The sequence below is a fragment of the Motiliproteus sp. genome (genome assembly GCF_965230735.1).
Taxonomy (GTDB): domain Bacteria; phylum Pseudomonadota; class Gammaproteobacteria; order Pseudomonadales; family Balneatricaceae; genus Motiliproteus.
This window is the reverse complement of record NZ_OZ246016.1, coordinates 3,433,399-3,450,297: the sequence shown is the minus strand read 5'-3', so window position 1 is coordinate 3,450,297 and position 16,899 is coordinate 3,433,399. Positions and strand designations below refer to the sequence as shown.

The following is a 16,899-nucleotide window of genomic DNA, read 5'->3' as shown; positions in this document are numbered from 1 at the left end:
TCGACGGCCATTGTGTGGTACCGCAATAACCGTGCCTTGTTGGTCGCAAAGTAGGCAGTTTTTGAAAAAATCTGATCGGGACGGCGTAACGGCGTGGTCGTGCAGGGTGAAATCAAGGAAGGCAGTAGAGGGAAAAGCAGAGGAGAAAGCAGGGGGAATACAGAGCGGAGAACGTGGGTGAATGTTCAGGGGAGATCGGGGGAGTATGGAGAAAAACCCTGAGGAAACGGCAGGTTCGGTGGAGTGGTTATGCTCTTGGCTGAGCCGGGTGGCGCACGAAGAGCAGAGGCTCGGCTTTCAGGTCTCTGCCTTCAGTTAAATACCAAGATTATTTATACCGTTATCACCTGGGCGATGGCATCCAAACTGATAGCCGGGTTGCGGTAGTCGATCGGGATCGGGATTCGGCGGCCCTCTTTGATCAATACCAGGCTCGGAAAGCCTTGCACGCCCAATTCGGCCGACTGGCGGATCTGCTGCTCCAGCATCGCCTGGGTTTGTCGGCTGTTCAGGTCGGCGGCGAAGCGTTGGGTATCCAGCCCCAGGCTGTCGGCGCAGGCGATCAGGGTGTCGTCGTCGGAGGGGTTCTGGGCTTTCAGGTAGTAGGCCTGTTGAATCGCCCGGGTCATCCGCTCATCGAGTTCTTGGTCGTCCGGGTTCTGCCGTTGGGCAGCGATCACGGCCCGGCAGGCCGGGTAGGTGGAGCGGCGGGGTTGGCACTGTTGCCAGAACTCGAAATTGAATTCGGTGCCCGGCACCTGTTGTTGAATCCGTTGCCAGGTCTGCTGTAGATACTGCTGCATCGGTGGCGCCATCGGTTGGTCCGAGTCCGGTGCCAAACCTCCCACCAATTTGACCACCTTGATTGAGTCCGGTAACTGGTCACGAATCTGCTGCCAGCCCGGTGCAAACGCCCAACACCAGCTGCACATTGGGTCGTGGATGTAATACAGCGTGGAGATGGGGCTGGAATTGGAAGGCGTACTCATGGGGCGTCCTTTTTCTGTGGGCTGGGTGGCAGTCCCATCAGCCTAGATAGTTCCTGCTGGATTCGCTGCTTCAGGAACTGGGTAAAGGCCTGAACCTTGCTGGATCGGTGCAGATCGACGTGGGTTACCAGCCACATAGGTCCGGCCCACTCTGGCGGCGGGGCGATTAACGGCTTCAGGCTCGGATCGGTCGAGGCCATCCAGCAGGGGAGCGGGGCGGCGCCGAAGCCGGCCCGGATCGCCGGAATAAACCCCATCAGGTCGTTAACCCGCAGGCTGATCTGCGAATCCGGCACGGTTTTATTCATCCACTCCATAAACGCGATCATGCTGTAGGGTGCGACGGTGCGGATAAAACGATGGCCTTCAATATCATCAAGACTCTCCATCAGCCCGTGCTGGGCGATATAGGCGTCATCGGCATAGATGGAGGCTGCGCCTTCGGCCAGCCGTTGCACCACATAGTCCGGATCGGTGGGTCGGGTGCCGGGGCGAATACTGACATGGGCCTCGCCGTATTCTAGTTTCATGATCCGGCTGTCGGCGGCGTATTCGAGCCGGACCTGCGGATAGAGCTGCTGGAACTCGGCCAGCATCGGCATCAGATTTGAGATCATGCTGTTGACCGTGGTGACCACCAGGGTGCCGCTGAGCTGGGTATCGGTGCCTTGCAGCTTGCCCAACAGACGGTCAAAGCCGGCCTGGGTGTTTTCCGCCACCTGGGTCAGCAGCATTCCTGCTTCCGTCGGTGTGTAACCCCGAGGATGACGGTGGAACAGCCGGGTGCCGAGCCGCTTCTCCAGTGCGTTGACCCGGCGCAGCACGGTGCTGTGATGCACCCCCAATGCCTCGGCGGCCGCACTGAGGGTGCCGTGGTTGGCCACCTGGAAGGCGACGTGAATATCGTTCCAATCGGTTTTCTGTTCAGTCATCGGTTTACTTTTTGCCATTGGGATTTTGTTCTGTGCGTATATGCACATAAGAGTTGCACAGAGGTTGTTTTTCTTCAAATTTGAATTGGTGATACTGGCTCCAACTTCAGCAACATCCTGTTGCATAAGACCCAAACAACAGCTTGGAGACCATTATGACCCAGTTAATCGCTTTGTCCGGCAGCCTGCGGGCCAACTCTTTCAATCAGCAACTGGTGGAGATCGCCGCCGAAGGTGCCCGTGAGCAGGGCGTCGAGGTCCGCGTGATCAATCTGGCCGACTATCCGATGCCGCTGTTCTCTGAAGACCTGGAAGCCGAAGGGGTTCCGGCGATCGTCAACGACCTGAAGCAGCAGTTTGCTGAGAGCCAGGGCATCCTGCTGGCCAGCCCGGAATACAACGGATCGATCTCCGGGGTGCTGAAAAATGCGATTGACTGGTTGTCCCGTCCCTCCGCACAAACCGATATCGGCCCGGCATTTGCCGGCAAGGTGGCCGGTATCATGGCGACCTCTCCCGGTGGCCTGGGTGGTATCCGTGGACTGGTTCATGCCCGCGATGTGCTGTTCAACCTCGGCGTCACCGTCAGTCCCAATCAGGTCGCTGTGCCTTCGGCTTACCAGGCCTTTGATGAGCAGGGTCAGTTGAGCGATGCGGAGACCGCCGAGCGGGTTAAAGGTCTGGGGGCGCAGATCGCCCAGATGGCTCAGAAGTTGGCGTAACGGAGGTCGCTGGGGATGAAATACTCTTTGTCGATGCGACTGCTGCACTGGTCGATGGCGGCGATGATTATCGGACTGCTGGCGGTGGGCTTATACATGACCGGCATCCCGGACGATGCCCCGGATAAGTATGACCTCTACCCGGCCCATAAGGCGTTCGGCTTTATCGTACTGATGCTGATCCTGGTGCGGGTGGCAACCCGGCTGCGTAGCCAGATTCCGGCCTTGCCCGATGGGTTGGCCAGCTGGGAGCAGAAGCTCAGCCACGCGATGCACGCATTGCTGTACCTGAGCATGGTGGCGATGGCGGTATCGGGCTACCTGATGAGCTCGTTCTATGAATACTCCCATGGGATCGAGCTGTTTGGCCTGATCACCGTGCCGGATATCACCGATAAGAGCGAATACTGGAGTGGGGTGTTTCACCTGATCCATGAGATCGGTGGCTGGGTGATGATCGGCGCGTTGGGTTTCCATATCGCCGGCGTGATCAAGCACCGCTGGCTGGATGCCCCCGAGAACGACGTGCTGGGGCGGATGGTCTGAGTTTCAGCAAAACGCTCGGTTAACGACTGTTCTAAACGATTAAAGGCGGCTTCATTCGGAGCCGCTTTTTTTGTGCCAGATCTTCGCCGCTAAGAAACCGCTTTCAGTCTTTCGCCGATTGGGGGGACTCGATTGGTTTAGCTAGATGGTGTCTGCCTGGCGTGATTCTATCGGTTGCTGCATTATCGATCACTGAGTCGTTTGAATCTGACACGTTAGCTGGACTTTACGTGAGGTGTTTCTGGCGGCGTCAGGTGGTGAGTGTAGAAGGAGCTTGTGTGAATCAGTCCGATAAATTCTGGGATGGGGTGGCCGAGAAATACGCCAAGAAACCGGTACCCGATGAAGCGGTGTATCAGCGAAAACTGTCCGAATCGCAGCGTTATCTCTCGGCCGACATGGATATTCTGGAATTCGGTTGTGGGACAGGTACAACCGCCATCCACCATGCGTCACACGTTCGGCATATCGATGCGCTGGATATCTCCGAGGCGATGCTGGCGATCGGTCGTGAGAAGGCGAAAAACGCCGCGGTTGAGAATATTACCTTCAGTCGCGCAACCCTAATTGAGTTTAAGGCCGAGACCGCAAGTTTGGACGCCGTGCTGGGATTAAACGTGATTCATCTGATACCGGATCGCCGGGCGGTGCTTGATGAAGTAGCCCGAATCCTCAAGCCTGGCGGGACCTTTATCAGCAGCACGGGCTGCCTGGGAAATTCCTACTTCCGGTTCATCCGCTTTATCGCGCCCATCGGCAAGCGACTCGGGTTGATGCCGGACGTGTTTGTGATGACGGAGCAGCAGTGGGCGCAGGAGATCACAGCGGCGGGATTTACGATTCAGAGTCAGTGGCATCATGGGGTACAGGGTATTGATGTATTCATCATCGCCCGGAAAAACTGACGCCAAACCGATATATCTGAGGAGCCTCTGAAGCCGATCAATCAAGGGCATCGATAGACTTGGTCGCTGGCCTTCCAAGCGTGAGATAATGCCGCCAAATTAAGGAGTCAGAATGGCAAAGAAACACAAAGTCTCGGAGCAGGTGGTCGAAGAAGCGATGCAGGTCGCCAAAGCCACCCAGCGCCCCGGACAGACCAAAGAGCAGACCAAATTGATCGCCCAGGGGATCCAGAAGGGGATCGAAGAGTACAAGAAGCGCCACAGGGAGAAGGCTCGGGCGCTGGATAAGCAGAAGCGTAAACTGCAGCAGACCCAATCCTCGGCGACAACCACCGAGGTCGTCACCCCCGAACCCGAAGTCATCGTCCAACAAAGCAAGCTGGCCTGGGGGCTGCTGGTGGTCAGTTGGATCGGCTTTGCCGCCTATCTGGTGCTTAGCGCTAGCGCCTGATTCTTCATTGATATCAGCAACTTATCGTGCCTGCTTGGCAGGCACGTTGGCTGGGTAGCGGCAATGTAAGTACTTGCTCTCAAAAACGGTTTTCTCGTAGCAGCTCGTCAAGCGGCAGTTGTCCTGCGCGCGGGTTGGCGGCGCGGGCGGCTGGGCCCAGGGTGATCATCATTCCGATCAGATGCCCCTCCGGCAGATGGATAATCTCAGCGAGTTGCTCGCTGTCGAAGCCGATCATCGGGCAGGTATCGTAGCCCAGGGCTTTGGCCGACAGCATCAGGGTCTGGGCCGCGATGCCGCAGGATCGCATCGCCTCGTCCCGTTGCAGCTGATCCTTGCCTGCATAGAAGGCTTCCAACATCGGCAGCATCACCGCCTGAGTCTCGGCTGGCGTGTTGGCCCAGTAGCGTTGCGGATCACGACGCCAGGCCTGGGTATCGGCGCACAGGATAATCAGCTCGGCCGCCTCGGTAACCTGAGCTTGCCCCCAGGCGGCGGCTTGAATCTGCTCGCGAATCTCTGGGTCGGTGACCCGGATAAAGCGCCAGTGTTGGATGTTGTACGACGTGGGTGACAGCAGAACCGCATCCATGATCTGGTTGAAAGCCGCTTCACTGACCGATCCCTCAGGATCATAGTGTTTGACGGCACGGCGCTGTTCGATGGCGGTGAATAGATTCATAACAACTCCCTGAAGCTTGGTTCGTTAACCGCTTGCATTGATTAGGCGGTGAGGTCGAGAAAAGCTTAGATTGTTGTGCTATTTGTGATAATCCAGGAAATTTGAAATACAGTGTTGAGCCAAAGTGAACAAATAGAGTTAGCTGGCTGAACAGCGTTGAGGTTCTAACGATCCCAGTAGGGGATATCGCCGCCGAAGTAGTCGATTGAGAAATCGAGGAAGGCTCGGACCTTGGCCGGCATATACTGGCGTTCGATCAGCACCGCATTGATGACCTGAGCCGGCATCTGGTAATCGCTAAACAGCGGGATAATCCGGCCCGCCTTGATATCCGGCCCCGCCACAAAGGTCGGCAGTCGGGCGATCCCCAACCCTTGCAACACCGCATCACGAAGCGCTTCACTGTTGTTGACCTGGTAGTTGCCGGATACCAGCACCTGGTGACGGCTGCCCGCCTTGATAAAGGTCCACTCTTTGACATCGTTGGAGTAACTGAACGACAGGCAGTTGTGCTGTAGCAGGTCATCCAAGGACTCGGGGTGTCCGTGCTGCTCCAGGTATTCCGGTGAGGCACAGAGGACGCTGTTCAGCGGAGCCAGTCGGCGGGCGATCAGGGTGGAGTCGGCCAGCTCGCCGGATCGTATCGCAATATCAAACCCGCTGCTGACCAGGTCGACCGCTTTGTCATCCATCACCAGGTCGATGCTGATTTTGGGGTAGCGCTTCAGAAACTCCGGAATCATCGGTGCCATGTGCAAGCGGCCAAAGGACATCGGTGAATTGATCCGCAGTCGACCCTGGGGTTCACCCTGGAGTTGGGCGACCGCGTCCTCGGCATCCCGAGCCGCGTTGTTGGCTTTCAGGGCGTGCTCCAGATAGTGCTCGCCGGCTTCGGTGAGGCTGAGCTTGCGGGTGGTTCGGTGCAGCAGTTTGACCCCTAGTTGCTCCTCGAGCTGGGTGATGCGTTTGCTGACTGCTGACTTTGAGATGCCCAGAAACCGGGCGGCTGGAGAAAAGCCTCCACATTCGACCACCGCGACAAAGACCGGAATGGCGCCAAACTGATTCATCGTTTTCGACCGTAGCTCATTTGTACTGTTAACTATGGCTCAACAAAGAGTTCTCGAAACAGTAGATTATCGTTCTTGTCGATACAAATTATTCTGTCACTATCGAGTAGTTAAACCGATTTCGGGAGAGAAACGATGCAACTCACCGCTCGCGGTTATCCGGTGATCTATGTTCATGGCCTGATGTTGCTGATGGTGGTGTTGGTGGCCAGTTCGTTCCCGGTGGGTGCGTCGATTACGGACGGCATGCCGCCGGAAGTGATGATGCTGATTCGCTTTGTGTTGGCGGCGATCCTGTTCCTGCCTTATGTGTTGCTGAAACATGGCCGGCGTCTGCCTAACCGCGGTAAGTTGCTGCAGTACGCGGTACTCAGCATTCCGCTGGTGGTGTTTTTTTGGTGCATGTTTGCCGCGCTTCGTCACACCAGTGCACTGAATACCGGGGCCATCTACACCATGGTGCCGGCCATTACCGCGCTGTTTCTGTGGTTGATTCACCGCGAGGCCACCCCCGGTCGTCGCGCGATGGGGTTGCTGGCGGGGACGCTGGGGGCGATATGGATCGTCTTTCGCGGGGATCTCGACGCCTTGCTCGGGTTCGATTTCAACCGCGGCGATTGGCTGTTCCTGCTGGGCTGCTTGTTCATGGGCGCCTACAACCCGCTGATCAAGAAGTTCTATTCCGGCGAGCCGATGGAGGTAATGACCTTCTGGGTGATTTCGATCGGCAGTGTCTGGTTGCTGCTGCTGTCGCTACCGGCGTTGGATGAGATCGCCTGGGGGCAGGTTCGCGGTGGGGTTTACCTCGGGATTCTGTATCTGGCGCTGTTCACCACCCTGGTGACCTTTTTTCTGCTGCAGTTCGGCACCGTCGCACTCGGCCCGACCCAGGTGGCGGCCTATGGATTCCTGACGCCGCTGTTTGTGATGTCGATCGAGCTGGTTCGCGGCAGCGAAGCGTTCGAATGGATACTGTTGCCGGGCATCCTGCTGGTGATCTTGGCGATGCTGCTGGTCCAGCGCGAGGGGGCAGCTGCTGGCAATCCCAACAAGTCGGTCAAGACGACCACACTAGCTTGCCGGTCTCGCTGAAGTCATAGCCTCCCAGCAGTTGCGCCTGCTGCAGGCTTTCCGGGCTCTCCAGTTGCTGCATCAGCTCCCGGAACAGGTGGCGGAAGAACACCCCGCGATAGAGCGCCAGATCGAAGCACTCCCAACCCATCGAGACGAAATCGAGTCCGAACTCAGCCGCGGTGCTACGTGCGCCCGGCCCGGCTTCGGCGATCCCCATGGCGATCTGGGAGGCGATCTCCCGTTCGGTCAGGCCCTGTTCGACCTGATTGAGCTGCTCCAGCTTCATGCCGCAGTGACTCAGGGCTTCCTCCATAAATCGGCTCGAACCGGTGCCGTCCTGGCGTAACGACCAGCTCAGTCCGGCGCCGAACAGCTCCGGAATAGTCTGCCATTTCAGTCGGGTGTCGGGGGTGACGATCACGCCGATCTCGCGTTTAAAGGCGTGCACCAGCACCCATTTGCTGTGCTGGCGGTGGCGACTGAGCAGGGCCGGGTGGCGCATATGGCTCTCTTCGGCCGGACCCCAGTGGATCGCACAGACATCGGCCCGCTGGCGTGCCAGTTGCGATAGCCCCAGTCTTGTGCCGGTACTGGAGTAGCTGACGATGGCGCTGGTCTGGATCTTTCGTGCCACCTGGCTGACGGCCCGGTGCAGCAGCGGATCGTCGCTGCCGGCGATGATCAGTCGATCCAGCAGCACGCCGCCGTGGCTGGATTCGATCAGCCACTGGTCCACCAGGTCCCTTGGGAATAGCCATTTGCCGGTGACCTTGGTGGCGGGAATCTGGCCTTCGCTGGCCAGGGTGTAGATCTTCTTCTCGTTCAGATGCAGGTAGTCCGACACCTGACGGATGTTCATAAACCGGGGCGGTTGATGGCCGACACTATCGCTAGGCGGCACGCGGGTTAGGGTGGTACTCATGGGCTGGCCTCCTTGCTGCCGCGCTTTTGAGATCGTGGCATCGGCTCCGGTTTCTGGTCGTAATCGATCCGCTGCTGGCCGTTGAACACCAGGAAGGATTTACCCTTGGCGCGACCGATCAGGGTCAGGCCCACCTGACGGGCCAACTCCATCCCCATCCGGGTCACCCCGGAGCGTGACAGCAGAATCGGGATCCCCATCTGCGCCACCTTGATCACCATCTCCGAGGTCAGCCGGCCGGTGGTGTAGAAGATCTTGTCGTCGCCCTGACGACGTTGCAGCAGCATCTCGCCGGCCAGGGTGTCGACGGCATTGTGACGGCCCACATCCTCAACAAAACTCAGTACCTCGGTGCCCTGACACAGAGCGCAGCCATGCACGGCACCAGCCTGTTTATAGATCTCGTTCTGTTGTCGCAGGCTGTCCAGCAGGCCGTAGATCTGCGATTGCGGCAGCCGGACATCGGGCAGTTGAATCTGGTCGATCTTCTCCATCAGCCCGCCAAACACGGTGCCCTGACCGCAACCGGTGGTGATGGTGCGGTGCTGCAGCTTCTGCTCCAACCCTTCGACCCCTTCGTGGGTGACTACCGCTACCGCTTCCACCTCCCAATCCACCTGGATAGCTTTGACCTGCTCGATCGAATCGATAAAGCCCTGATTGCGCAGATAGCCCAGGGTCAGCAGTTCCGGTCGGCTGCCCAGGGTCATCAGGGTCACCACCTCCTTCTTGTCGAGGTAGATCGTCAGCGGTGACTCGCCGGCGATCGACAGCTCGCGCAGGTTGCCCTGTTCGTCCCAGGCTTCGACCTGATGGGTGTTGAGAAAACCGGCCTGACTCATTAGCGGTTGGTAACTGTTCATAGCGGTTTGCGGACTCCTGGCGGCTCGATGGCGGTAGGGCTCCGAGTGGCCCATGACGGAGCTGAGCAAGTTCTATGCCTGGGTCGGATTGAGTGACGTTTTGTGGGCATGGGGTGGTTCGGACTGGATTTATCTTTAATCCCCAACCCGTAAAACGGGACAAAATGTCCGCAGCCTTGCTGTCTCGCCGGGTCTTTTTGTCCCCGAATTGGGGATTATTTTCTTTTTGCTTACTTGGATAAGTCGGGCCTGCTCTCAGGCAGCCCATGGCTGGTGGCTTTGCGGGCGATGGAACATTTATTGCGTTGGCTCCCCGAAATCCGCGCCGGGAATTCCCCGGCCGCGAATAAGAGCAGTGGAAAGCAAGCAGGGGGCTTAAACGCAGATGCCGGAAACACCCGTAGCCAAAACGGCAACCATCCAATCTCATAAAAGCGATTCTGATCAAGTCGGATCTGATCGGGGCAGCGATCAGGCGGGCGATGTCTGGCCGATGCGGGTGGTGCTGCGAAAGCGCACCATCGAACGCGGGCTCTGGGAGGTTGACGACTGGTCGGCGCTTCGCTGTCTGAGTGATCGCCAACAGGTTCGCGATCAGCTGGGCTTTGAAGCGCAGCCCGGCGATCAACCCGCCAGCACCGATTACTGCTGGCACGGCCTGTCGCTGGAGTTGTTCCGCGATGAGCGGGCCGCCTACCGCTTCAATATCAGCTCCCACGACCCTCGGCTGTTTATCGTCTGCGCCGAAGAGGACGAGCTGATGCAGCCCTATCTGCTCACCGCCAGCCAGGATGTCGCCTCCTCTTATATGGATGGCGGCGAAGAGGATGTCTATTCGATCCCGATGCCCGAGGCGGTGCAGTGCTGGATCGAAGGCTTTATCGGCCGCCACGGTGAGCCGGAGATGGAACTGGGTAAGAGCAAGCGCCGTCATCATGGTCGCCGCAAGGGTGCTGGAAAAAGTCAGGAGACAGGTTCTACGGGAGGTGCTCGTGGCTGAACATACCAAGGAAAGCACCGACGAAGGTTTTCTGGGCCGCTGGTCACGCTTAAAACAGCAGCCCCAAACCCAGACAGAACCCGAACCGAATACAGCTGCACTGGCTGCCTCAGAAATCACCGATGTTGCGGAAGTGGATGGAAACGATCAGGCCGCTGATGCCGAGCAACCACCCCTGACCGATGCCGATATGCCGCCGCTGGAGAGCCTCGACGAGAGCTCCGATTTCAGCGGTTTCCTGTCCGAAGGAGTGTCGGAGAAGCTGCGCCGTCAGGCGTTGCGAAAGCTGTTCCACCTGCCTGAATTCAATATCCGCGATGGCCTCAACGAGTACGACGAGGACTACAGCACCTTTATCCCCCTGGGCGACACCGTCACCTATCAGATGAAACAGTGGGCCGAGAAGCAGAAACAGGACTTCGAGGCCGCGCTTGCCGATGGGGACTCAGAGACGAGCGCTACTGCTTCCACGATGGCTTCAGAGGCCGAGTCTGACCCGCATCTAAACGACGCTGGGGAGGCGTTCGAGCCTGACGATGAGGAGGAACTCGGTGAATGCGAGGAATAAACAAGGCAATACAGACCCAAAGGACGTTTTGACTAAGCCTCGAAAGCCGTAGGGACATTTTGCCCCGCCGGATCTGACCAATCCGGCTCTGGCTTGGATCACCTTGGTAAACAGGTGGGTATTTTCCAATAAAAACTGGTGCAGCGGTTGCACCGATAAACAGAGATCACCGTGCAATGAGTGTGAATCATAACGATAAACGACCGGCGGCCATGACCGACTCGGCGCAGCCTTCGACTTCGAAGGCAGAGGATAAGAGCACCCCATTAATGACCCAGGACGTTGGGACCCAGACAGCGAGCGAAGGCTTCGACATAGACCAGCAGCAACGCAACCGGCAGGCCCGGTCGCAGGCGATGGCCATGGTCAGTCCGGCGATCAACCTGGCCGCGCCGGGGGTCGAGTTCAGTTCGAAGGGACGGCTGCTGATCCTGGGGGCGGAACATCGGATCCGCATGGCAGCCGATGCGTTGGGCAAAGCAGAAGGGGTCGCTTCGATTACCGCCTTGGTGACCGAAGCGATGCCCCAGCGCATCACTCCCGAGATGGAGCAGGCGGCCGAGCTGGTACCGGAGCTTTACCTCTATCGATTACCTCTGACCTCGATCAGCGGTTACCTGGGCCAGTTCGCCGTGCTGATCGATGTGGACGGCAAGGCTCAGAACCTGGCCAAGCTGGCGATCGGCGCGGAGCAGTTTGATCTGGTGCTGGATCTGGGCGCCGAATCCTCACTGCCGGTGGAGCTGAAACCAGCCGGTTATTTTCATGTTTCTGACGAAAGCCCCCGCACCGAGACAGAATACCAGCAGGCGCTGGCCGAGTTACCGCAACTGAGCGGTAGCTTCGATAAGCCGCGTTATTTCCAGGTTAACCCGGAAGCCTGTGCCCTCACGGGTAGTAACTTGAACGGCTGTAACCGCTGTCTGGATGTCTGCGCCGCCGATGCGATCTCGGTAATCGACGGTCGGGTTCAGATCGATGCCCACCTCTGCCACGGCGTCGGTGCCTGCGCCACCGTCTGTCCGACCTCGGCGATCCGCTACGGCTTCCCGCAACCGGCGCTGCTGCTGGACAGCATGCAGCGGCTGATCCGTCAGTACCGCGAGCAGGGTGGCACCGGGCCGCAACTGCTGCTGCACGATGCGGCTATTGCCGAAAGCGGACAGCCGAGCGGCCTGTCCAAGCTGCTGGAACAACTGCCCGGCCACTACCTGCCGTTGCAACTCGAAGAGGTCGCCAGCGCCGGGCTGGAGCTGTGGCTGTCGGCGATCGCGTTGGGAGCTCAGTCGGTGACCCTGTTGGCCAGCAAGCCGTTGCCGGAAGCAACCCAAAGCGCACTGGCCGGCGAGTTGGATACCGCCAATCGATTGCTGGAAGGACTGTCGTTGTCTGCCCAAGTGCGCTGTCTGACCCCCGAACAACTGCTGAGCGAAGCCGATCAGACAGCCACCGACACCTCGATCGAACCGATGGCCCAGATCGATCTGCAGGCCGACAAGCGACAGCAGATCTCGCTGGCGATGAGCCATCTCTATCAACAGCAGATTGAGCAGCAGGCTGAGATAACCCAGAGCGTCACCCTGGCCAACGGCGCACCGTTCGGCAACCTCGAGCTGGTCGAGCAGGACTGCACCCTCTGTATGTCCTGCGTCACGATCTGCCCGTCCCAGGCGCTGACCAGTGCCAGCGATACCCCTCGCTTGAGCTTCAACGAGGATGCCTGCGTTCAATGTGGCCTCTGTACCCAGGCCTGCCCGGAATCGGTGCTGAGCCTGCAGCCGTGTTATCTGCTCGACCCCGAAGCGCGCACCCAGCCTCGGGTGCTGAAGGAGGAGCAGCCGTTCTGTTGTATCCGCTGCAACAAACCGTTTGCGACCCAGAGTGTGGTCAGCCTGATGATCAAGAAACTGTCCGGTCACAGCATGTTCGACGAGGCCGGGCTGAAACGCTTGGAGATGTGCCAGGACTGCCGCGTGATTGACCTGATCCAGAATGAAACGGTGCAGAAGGATCCGGGCGGCGATCTGTTCGAGTACGCCAAAGGGCGCGAGCAGCATGAAGACGAGCTGAATTTGACCGTGGAGACGGGCAAGGCGGACCACGACCAGCCGCTGAACGGCCGTGATAAAGCCGCTGGCCAGGCTTCAACCATCGATAGCGTGGAGGTGCACTGATGAACGATGCCGCCATTAGTGCTACGGGCGCAATCGACGCCGTGCAGGTTAATGAAGTCCCTGGGAACGAAGCGCCGGTTAACCCAGTCCCCACTGATCAAGAACACTCGGCGTTGGACCTGTTCCGCGCCGATGCCTATGCGCTGCTGGGCTCACTGTTGGCCCAGGCACCCACCGACGAGCTGTTGAACTGGCTGCAGTCGATCGAGTTGATCGACGATCCGCAGTCCTCGATGCGCGAGGCCTGGAGCGTGCTGCAGATGGCCGCCGGCCGCGCCGATCCGGATCAGGTCGCCGACGAGTATCACCAGTTGTTTATCGGCATCGGTCGCGGCGAGCTGTTGCCCTACGGCTCCTGGTACCTGACCGGTTTCCTGATGGAGAAACCGCTGGTGGAACTGCGCAACGACCTGGATGCACTGGGAATCGAGCGCGACCCCGAGGTCCGCGAGCCGGAAGACCATATCGCCGCCCTCTGCCAGGTGATGGCGATGCTGGTCAGCCCGGCGCAAAACGACGGTGATCAGGGCCCGGCACAGCAGTTTTTCGAGCGCCATCTGGCCACCTGGTGGCGCCGATTCAGCCAGGACCTGCAGCACAGCAAAACCGCCCATTTCTACAGCGCGGTGGGGCGTTTCGCCGAGCTGTTTTTGGAGCAGGAGGCGCTGTTGTTCAGCCGCCGCTGAGCGCCAGCCCCGACTCCGAACCGATTGATATAGACCGTACTAACGCAGTGAAGAACCAGATAACGACTAGATAAAAAACCAGATAAAAACCAGATAAAAACCAGAGAAAAAAGAGCAAGGAGTAGGGGATGAGTAGAACCAAAGCGGATGCCGCTAACCCGGAGACTGACAACTCCCGACGTCAGTTCATCAAGACCCTCGGTGCTGCCGGTGGGGCTGTGGCGGTGGCGACAGTGGCCGGTGAAGCCGCTGCCGATGTCGTCGAACAACCCGACGACCAACCGAAGAAGAGCCAGGGTTACGAGAAAACCGACCATGTTCGCGCCTATTACGACAGCGCCCGTATCTGAATGAGATCCGGCCTGGACAGGCACAACAAAAATCAGGAGTAGGCGAGGAACAACCATGAGACTAACGCCCAAACAATCCACCTCCGATAGCAGCGGCATCAGCGGCTCCGATAAAGAGCAGAGCCAGACCGGACTGAGTCGCCGTAGCTTCCTCGGACGCAGCGGTATCGCCGCCGGCGGCATCGCAGCCGCCGGAATGCTGGCGCCGCCGATGATGCGCAAGGCCAAGGCCACCAGCGCACCGGCCTCCGCTGGCCCAGGCAAGCCCGAAATCAAGCGCACCATCTGCACCCACTGTTCGGTCGGTTGCGGCGTTTACGCCGAGGTCGAAAAAGGGGTCTGGACCGGTCAGGAGCCGGCCTTCGATCACCCGTTCAACCGTGGCGCCCACTGCGCCAAGGGTGCCGCGCTGCGTGAGCACGGCCACGGCGAGCGTCGCCTGAAGTACCCGATGAAATTGGTCGACGGCAAGTGGCAGAAACTATCCTGGGAAGACGCCGTCAACGAAATCGGCGACGGGATGCAGAAGATCCGTGACGAGTCCGGTCCGGATTCGGTCTACTGGCTCGGCTCGGCCAAGCACAACAACGAGCAGGCCTACCTGTTCCGTAAATTTGCTGCGCTCTGGGGCACCAATAACGTCGACCACCAGGCCCGGATCTGTCACTCCACCACGGTAGCCGGTGTGGCCAACACCTGGGGCTACGGGGCGATGACCAACAGCTTCAACGATATCCACAACTCCCAGTCGGCGATCCTGATCGGTTCCAACCCGGCCGAGGCGCACCCGGTGGCGATGCAGCACCTGCTGTACGCCAAGGAGCGCAACAAGGCCAAGCTGATCGTCGCCGATCCGCGTTTCTCCCGTACCGCCGCCAAGGGTGATCAGCACCTGCCGCTGCGTCCGGGCAGCGACGTGGCGATGATCTGGGGCCTGTTGTGGCATGTGTTCGAGAACGGCTGGGAAGACAAGCAGTACATCGAGCAGCGCGTGTTCGGCATGGACGAGGTCAAGGAAGAGGTCAAGAAGTGGAACCCGGCCGAGGTCGAGCGGGTCACCGGCCTGTCCGAAGAGCAGATGTACACGGCGGCCAAGACCCTGGCCACCAACAAGCCGGGCACCGTGATCTGGTGTATGGGCGGTACTCAGCACACCACCGGTAACAACAACACCCGCGCCTACTGTGCGCTGATGCTGGCGTTGGGCAATATCGGCACCAGCGGCGGCGGTGCCAATATCTTCCGCGGCCACGATAACGTCCAGGGCGCCACCGACTTCGGCGTGCTGTCCCACACCCTGCCGGGTTACTACGGTCTGTCCGGTGGTGCCTGGAAGCACTGGTCCAAGGTCTGGGGTCTGGACTACGACTGGGTCGCGTCCCGCTTCGACCAGAACAGCTACGAGAAAGCCAAGGGCAAGCCGGCCAAACCGATGAACACCAAGGGGATTCCGGTTTCTCGCTGGGTCGACGGTGTACTGGAGGACAAGGCCAACATCGCCCAGAAGGACAACCTGCGGGCGATGGTGTTCTGGGGCCACGCGCCGAACTCCCAGACCCGTGGTGCCGACATGAAAAAGGCGATGGAGAAGCTGGATATGATGGTCATCATCGACCCCTATCCGACCGCCTCCGCAGTCCTGCCCGATCGCAAGGACGGCATCTACCTGCTGCCGGCCACCACCCAGTTCGAAACCTACGGCTCGGTGACGGCCTCCAACCGCTCGCTACAGTGGCGTGACGAGGTGATCAAGCCGCTGTTCGATTCGCGTCCCGACCACGTGATCATGTACAAGCTGGCCAAGAAGCTGGGCTTCTCCGATCAGCTGTTCAAGAACATCCAGGTTAACGGTGAGGAGCCGCTGATCGAGGATATCACCCGCGAATTCAACCGCGGCATGTGGACCATCGGTTACACCGGTCAGAGCCCGGAGCGGATGAAGGCGCACCAGCAGAACTGGCACACCTTCGACTACACCACGCTGGAAGCCGCCGGTGGTCCGGCCCACGGCGAAACCTACGGGCTGCCGTGGCCGTGCTGGGGTACCCCGGAGATGAAACACCCGGGCACCCATATCCTGTACGACACCAGCAAGCCGGTGGCCAAGGGCGGACTCAATTTCCGCGCCCGCTTCGGGGTCGAGTTCGAAGGCAAGAACCTGTTGGCCGAGGGCTCCTACCCGAAGGGCAATGAGCTCAAGGACGGTCACCCCGAGTTCAACGACAAGCTGTTGAAGAAGCTGGGCTGGTGGGACGACCTGACCGACGACGAGAAGGCCCTGGCCGAAGGCAAGAACTGGAAGACCGACCTGTCCGGCGGCATCCAGCGGGTCGCTATCGCCCACGGTTGTGCGCCGTTCGGCAACGCCAAGGCCCGCTCGGTGGTCTGGACCTTCCCGGATCGGGTGCCGCTGCACCGCGAGCCGCTGTACTCCACCCGTCGGGACCTGGTGGCCGACTACCCGACCTACGAGGACCGCAAGTCCCACTACCGTCTGCCGACCCAGTACGCTTCGATTCAGGCTCAGGATTTCTCCCAGGAGTATCCGATCATCCTGACCTCCGGCCGTCTGGTTGAATACGAGGGGGGCGGTGAAGAGACCCGTTCGAACCCTTGGCTGGCTGAACTGCAGCAGGAGATGTTCGTCGAGCTGAACCCGGTCGACGCCAACAACAACGGCGTGCGCGATGGTGGTCAGGTCTGGGTGCATACCCCCGAGGGCTCGAAGATCAAGGTCAAGGCGCTGGTGACCAAGCGGGTCAAACCGGGCGTGGCCTTTATCCCGTTCCACTTCGCCGGTGAGTATCAGGGCAAGGATCTGCGCAGTAAGTATCCCGAAGGTTCCGATCCCTATGTACTGGGTGAATCTGCCAACACCGTCATGACCTACGGTTATGACTCGGTGACCCAGATGCAGGAATCGAAAGTCTCGATGTGCAAGATCAGCGTGGCCTAAGAGGAGATC

17 protein-coding genes are annotated in these 16,899 nt (G+C 59.4%); 11 read left to right on the top strand and 6 right to left on the bottom strand.

The features are described from left to right. Positions 1–332: 332 nt before the first annotated feature. Together ACO05M_RS15840 and ACO05M_RS15835 are read right to left on the bottom strand one after the other, a co-directional pair. Entirely contained in the window at positions 333–989 is a 657-nt protein-coding gene (locus tag ACO05M_RS15840; protein WP_421865011.1) for a DsbA family protein, read from the bottom strand. Beyond that, entirely contained in the window at positions 986–1,921 is a 936-nt protein-coding gene (locus ACO05M_RS15835) for a LysR family transcriptional regulator (protein ID WP_421865008.1), read from the bottom strand. The genes ACO05M_RS15840 and ACO05M_RS15835 overlap by 4 nt, the downstream gene beginning before the upstream one ends. A gap of 155 nt (positions 1,922–2,076) precedes the next feature. Here ACO05M_RS15835 and ACO05M_RS15830 point away from each other — a divergent pair, with 155 nt between their 5' ends. The 4 genes from ACO05M_RS15830 to ACO05M_RS15815 all read left to right on the top strand — a co-directional run bounded on the left by ACO05M_RS15830 (position 2,077) and on the right by ACO05M_RS15815 (position 4,545). After that, positions 2,077–2,643, top strand: coding sequence for an NADPH-dependent FMN reductase (locus tag ACO05M_RS15830; protein ID WP_421865005.1), 567 nt, complete (start codon positions 2,077–2,079; stop codon positions 2,641–2,643). 15 nt (positions 2,644–2,658) lie between these two features. After that, a complete protein-coding gene (locus ACO05M_RS15825) occupies positions 2,659–3,189 on the top strand; it encodes a cytochrome b (protein WP_421865002.1) in 531 nt (176 codons plus the stop codon). A gap of 278 nt (positions 3,190–3,467) precedes the next feature. After that, a complete protein-coding gene (locus tag ACO05M_RS15820; RefSeq protein WP_421864998.1) occupies positions 3,468–4,094 on the top strand; it encodes a class I SAM-dependent methyltransferase in 627 nt (208 codons plus the stop codon). 112 nt (positions 4,095–4,206) lie between these two features. Further along, on the top strand, positions 4,207–4,545 hold the full coding sequence (locus ACO05M_RS15815; RefSeq protein WP_421864995.1) for a DUF2956 domain-containing protein: 339 nt from the start codon (positions 4,207–4,209) through the stop codon (positions 4,543–4,545). A 79-nt stretch (positions 4,546–4,624) separates the two neighbouring features. Here the strand turns inward: ACO05M_RS15815 and ACO05M_RS15810 are convergent, their stop codons facing one another. Together ACO05M_RS15810 and ACO05M_RS15805 are read right to left on the bottom strand one after the other, a co-directional pair. After that, positions 4,625–5,227, bottom strand: coding sequence for a nitroreductase family protein (locus ACO05M_RS15810; protein WP_421864992.1), 603 nt, complete (start codon positions 5,225–5,227; stop codon positions 4,625–4,627). A gap of 164 nt (positions 5,228–5,391) precedes the next feature. After that, the gene (locus ACO05M_RS15805; protein WP_421864990.1) at positions 5,392–6,297 is read right to left on the bottom strand and encodes a LysR family transcriptional regulator; all 906 of its coding nucleotides are present in this window, start codon (positions 6,295–6,297) and stop codon (positions 5,392–5,394) included. Positions 6,298–6,432: 135 nt separating this feature from the next. Here ACO05M_RS15805 and ACO05M_RS15800 point away from each other — a divergent pair, with 135 nt between their 5' ends. After that, complete coding sequence (locus ACO05M_RS15800; protein ID WP_421864988.1) at positions 6,433–7,389, top strand: DMT family transporter; 957 nt, start codon at positions 6,433–6,435, stop codon at positions 7,387–7,389. On the opposite strand, the gene ACO05M_RS15795 is transcribed toward ACO05M_RS15800, so the two are convergent. Further along, on the bottom strand, positions 7,355–8,293 hold the full coding sequence (locus ACO05M_RS15795) for a substrate-binding domain-containing protein (RefSeq protein WP_421864986.1): 939 nt from the start codon (positions 8,291–8,293) through the stop codon (positions 7,355–7,357). The genes ACO05M_RS15800 and ACO05M_RS15795 overlap by 35 nt on opposite strands. Continuing rightward, complete coding sequence (fdhD, locus tag ACO05M_RS15790) at positions 8,290–9,156, bottom strand: formate dehydrogenase accessory sulfurtransferase FdhD (RefSeq protein ID WP_421864984.1); 867 nt, start codon at positions 9,154–9,156, stop codon at positions 8,290–8,292. The genes ACO05M_RS15795 and fdhD overlap by 4 nt, the downstream gene beginning before the upstream one ends. 385 nt (positions 9,157–9,541) lie before the next feature. Here fdhD and ACO05M_RS15785 point away from each other — a divergent pair, with 385 nt between their 5' ends. From ACO05M_RS15785 to ACO05M_RS15760, 6 genes are all read left to right on the top strand, one after another. Then, positions 9,542–10,156 (top strand): DUF3305 domain-containing protein, encoded by a 615-nt coding sequence (locus ACO05M_RS15785; protein WP_421864981.1) that lies wholly within the window; start codon positions 9,542–9,544, stop codon positions 10,154–10,156. Beyond that, positions 10,149–10,724: a DUF3306 domain-containing protein gene (locus tag ACO05M_RS15780; protein WP_421864978.1), complete on the top strand. Its 576-nt coding sequence runs from the start codon at positions 10,149–10,151 to the stop codon at positions 10,722–10,724. The genes ACO05M_RS15785 and ACO05M_RS15780 overlap by 8 nt, the downstream gene beginning before the upstream one ends. A 176-nt stretch (positions 10,725–10,900) precedes the next feature. Continuing rightward, positions 10,901–12,898: a 4Fe-4S binding protein gene (locus ACO05M_RS15775; RefSeq protein ID WP_421864976.1), complete on the top strand. Its 1,998-nt coding sequence runs from the start codon at positions 10,901–10,903 to the stop codon at positions 12,896–12,898. Continuing rightward, complete coding sequence (locus ACO05M_RS15770) at positions 12,898–13,584, top strand: TorD/DmsD family molecular chaperone (protein WP_421864974.1); 687 nt, start codon at positions 12,898–12,900, stop codon at positions 13,582–13,584. The genes ACO05M_RS15775 and ACO05M_RS15770 overlap by 1 nt, the downstream gene beginning before the upstream one ends. Positions 13,585–13,712: 128 nt before the next feature. Then, entirely contained in the window at positions 13,713–13,934 is a 222-nt protein-coding gene (locus ACO05M_RS15765; protein ID WP_421864972.1) for a twin-arginine translocation signal domain-containing protein, read from the top strand. Positions 13,935–13,989: 55 nt separating this feature from the next. Beyond that, positions 13,990–16,890 (top strand): formate dehydrogenase subunit alpha, encoded by a 2,901-nt coding sequence (locus tag ACO05M_RS15760; RefSeq protein ID WP_421864969.1) that lies wholly within the window; start codon positions 13,990–13,992, stop codon positions 16,888–16,890. Positions 16,891–16,899: the final 9 nt, after the last annotated feature.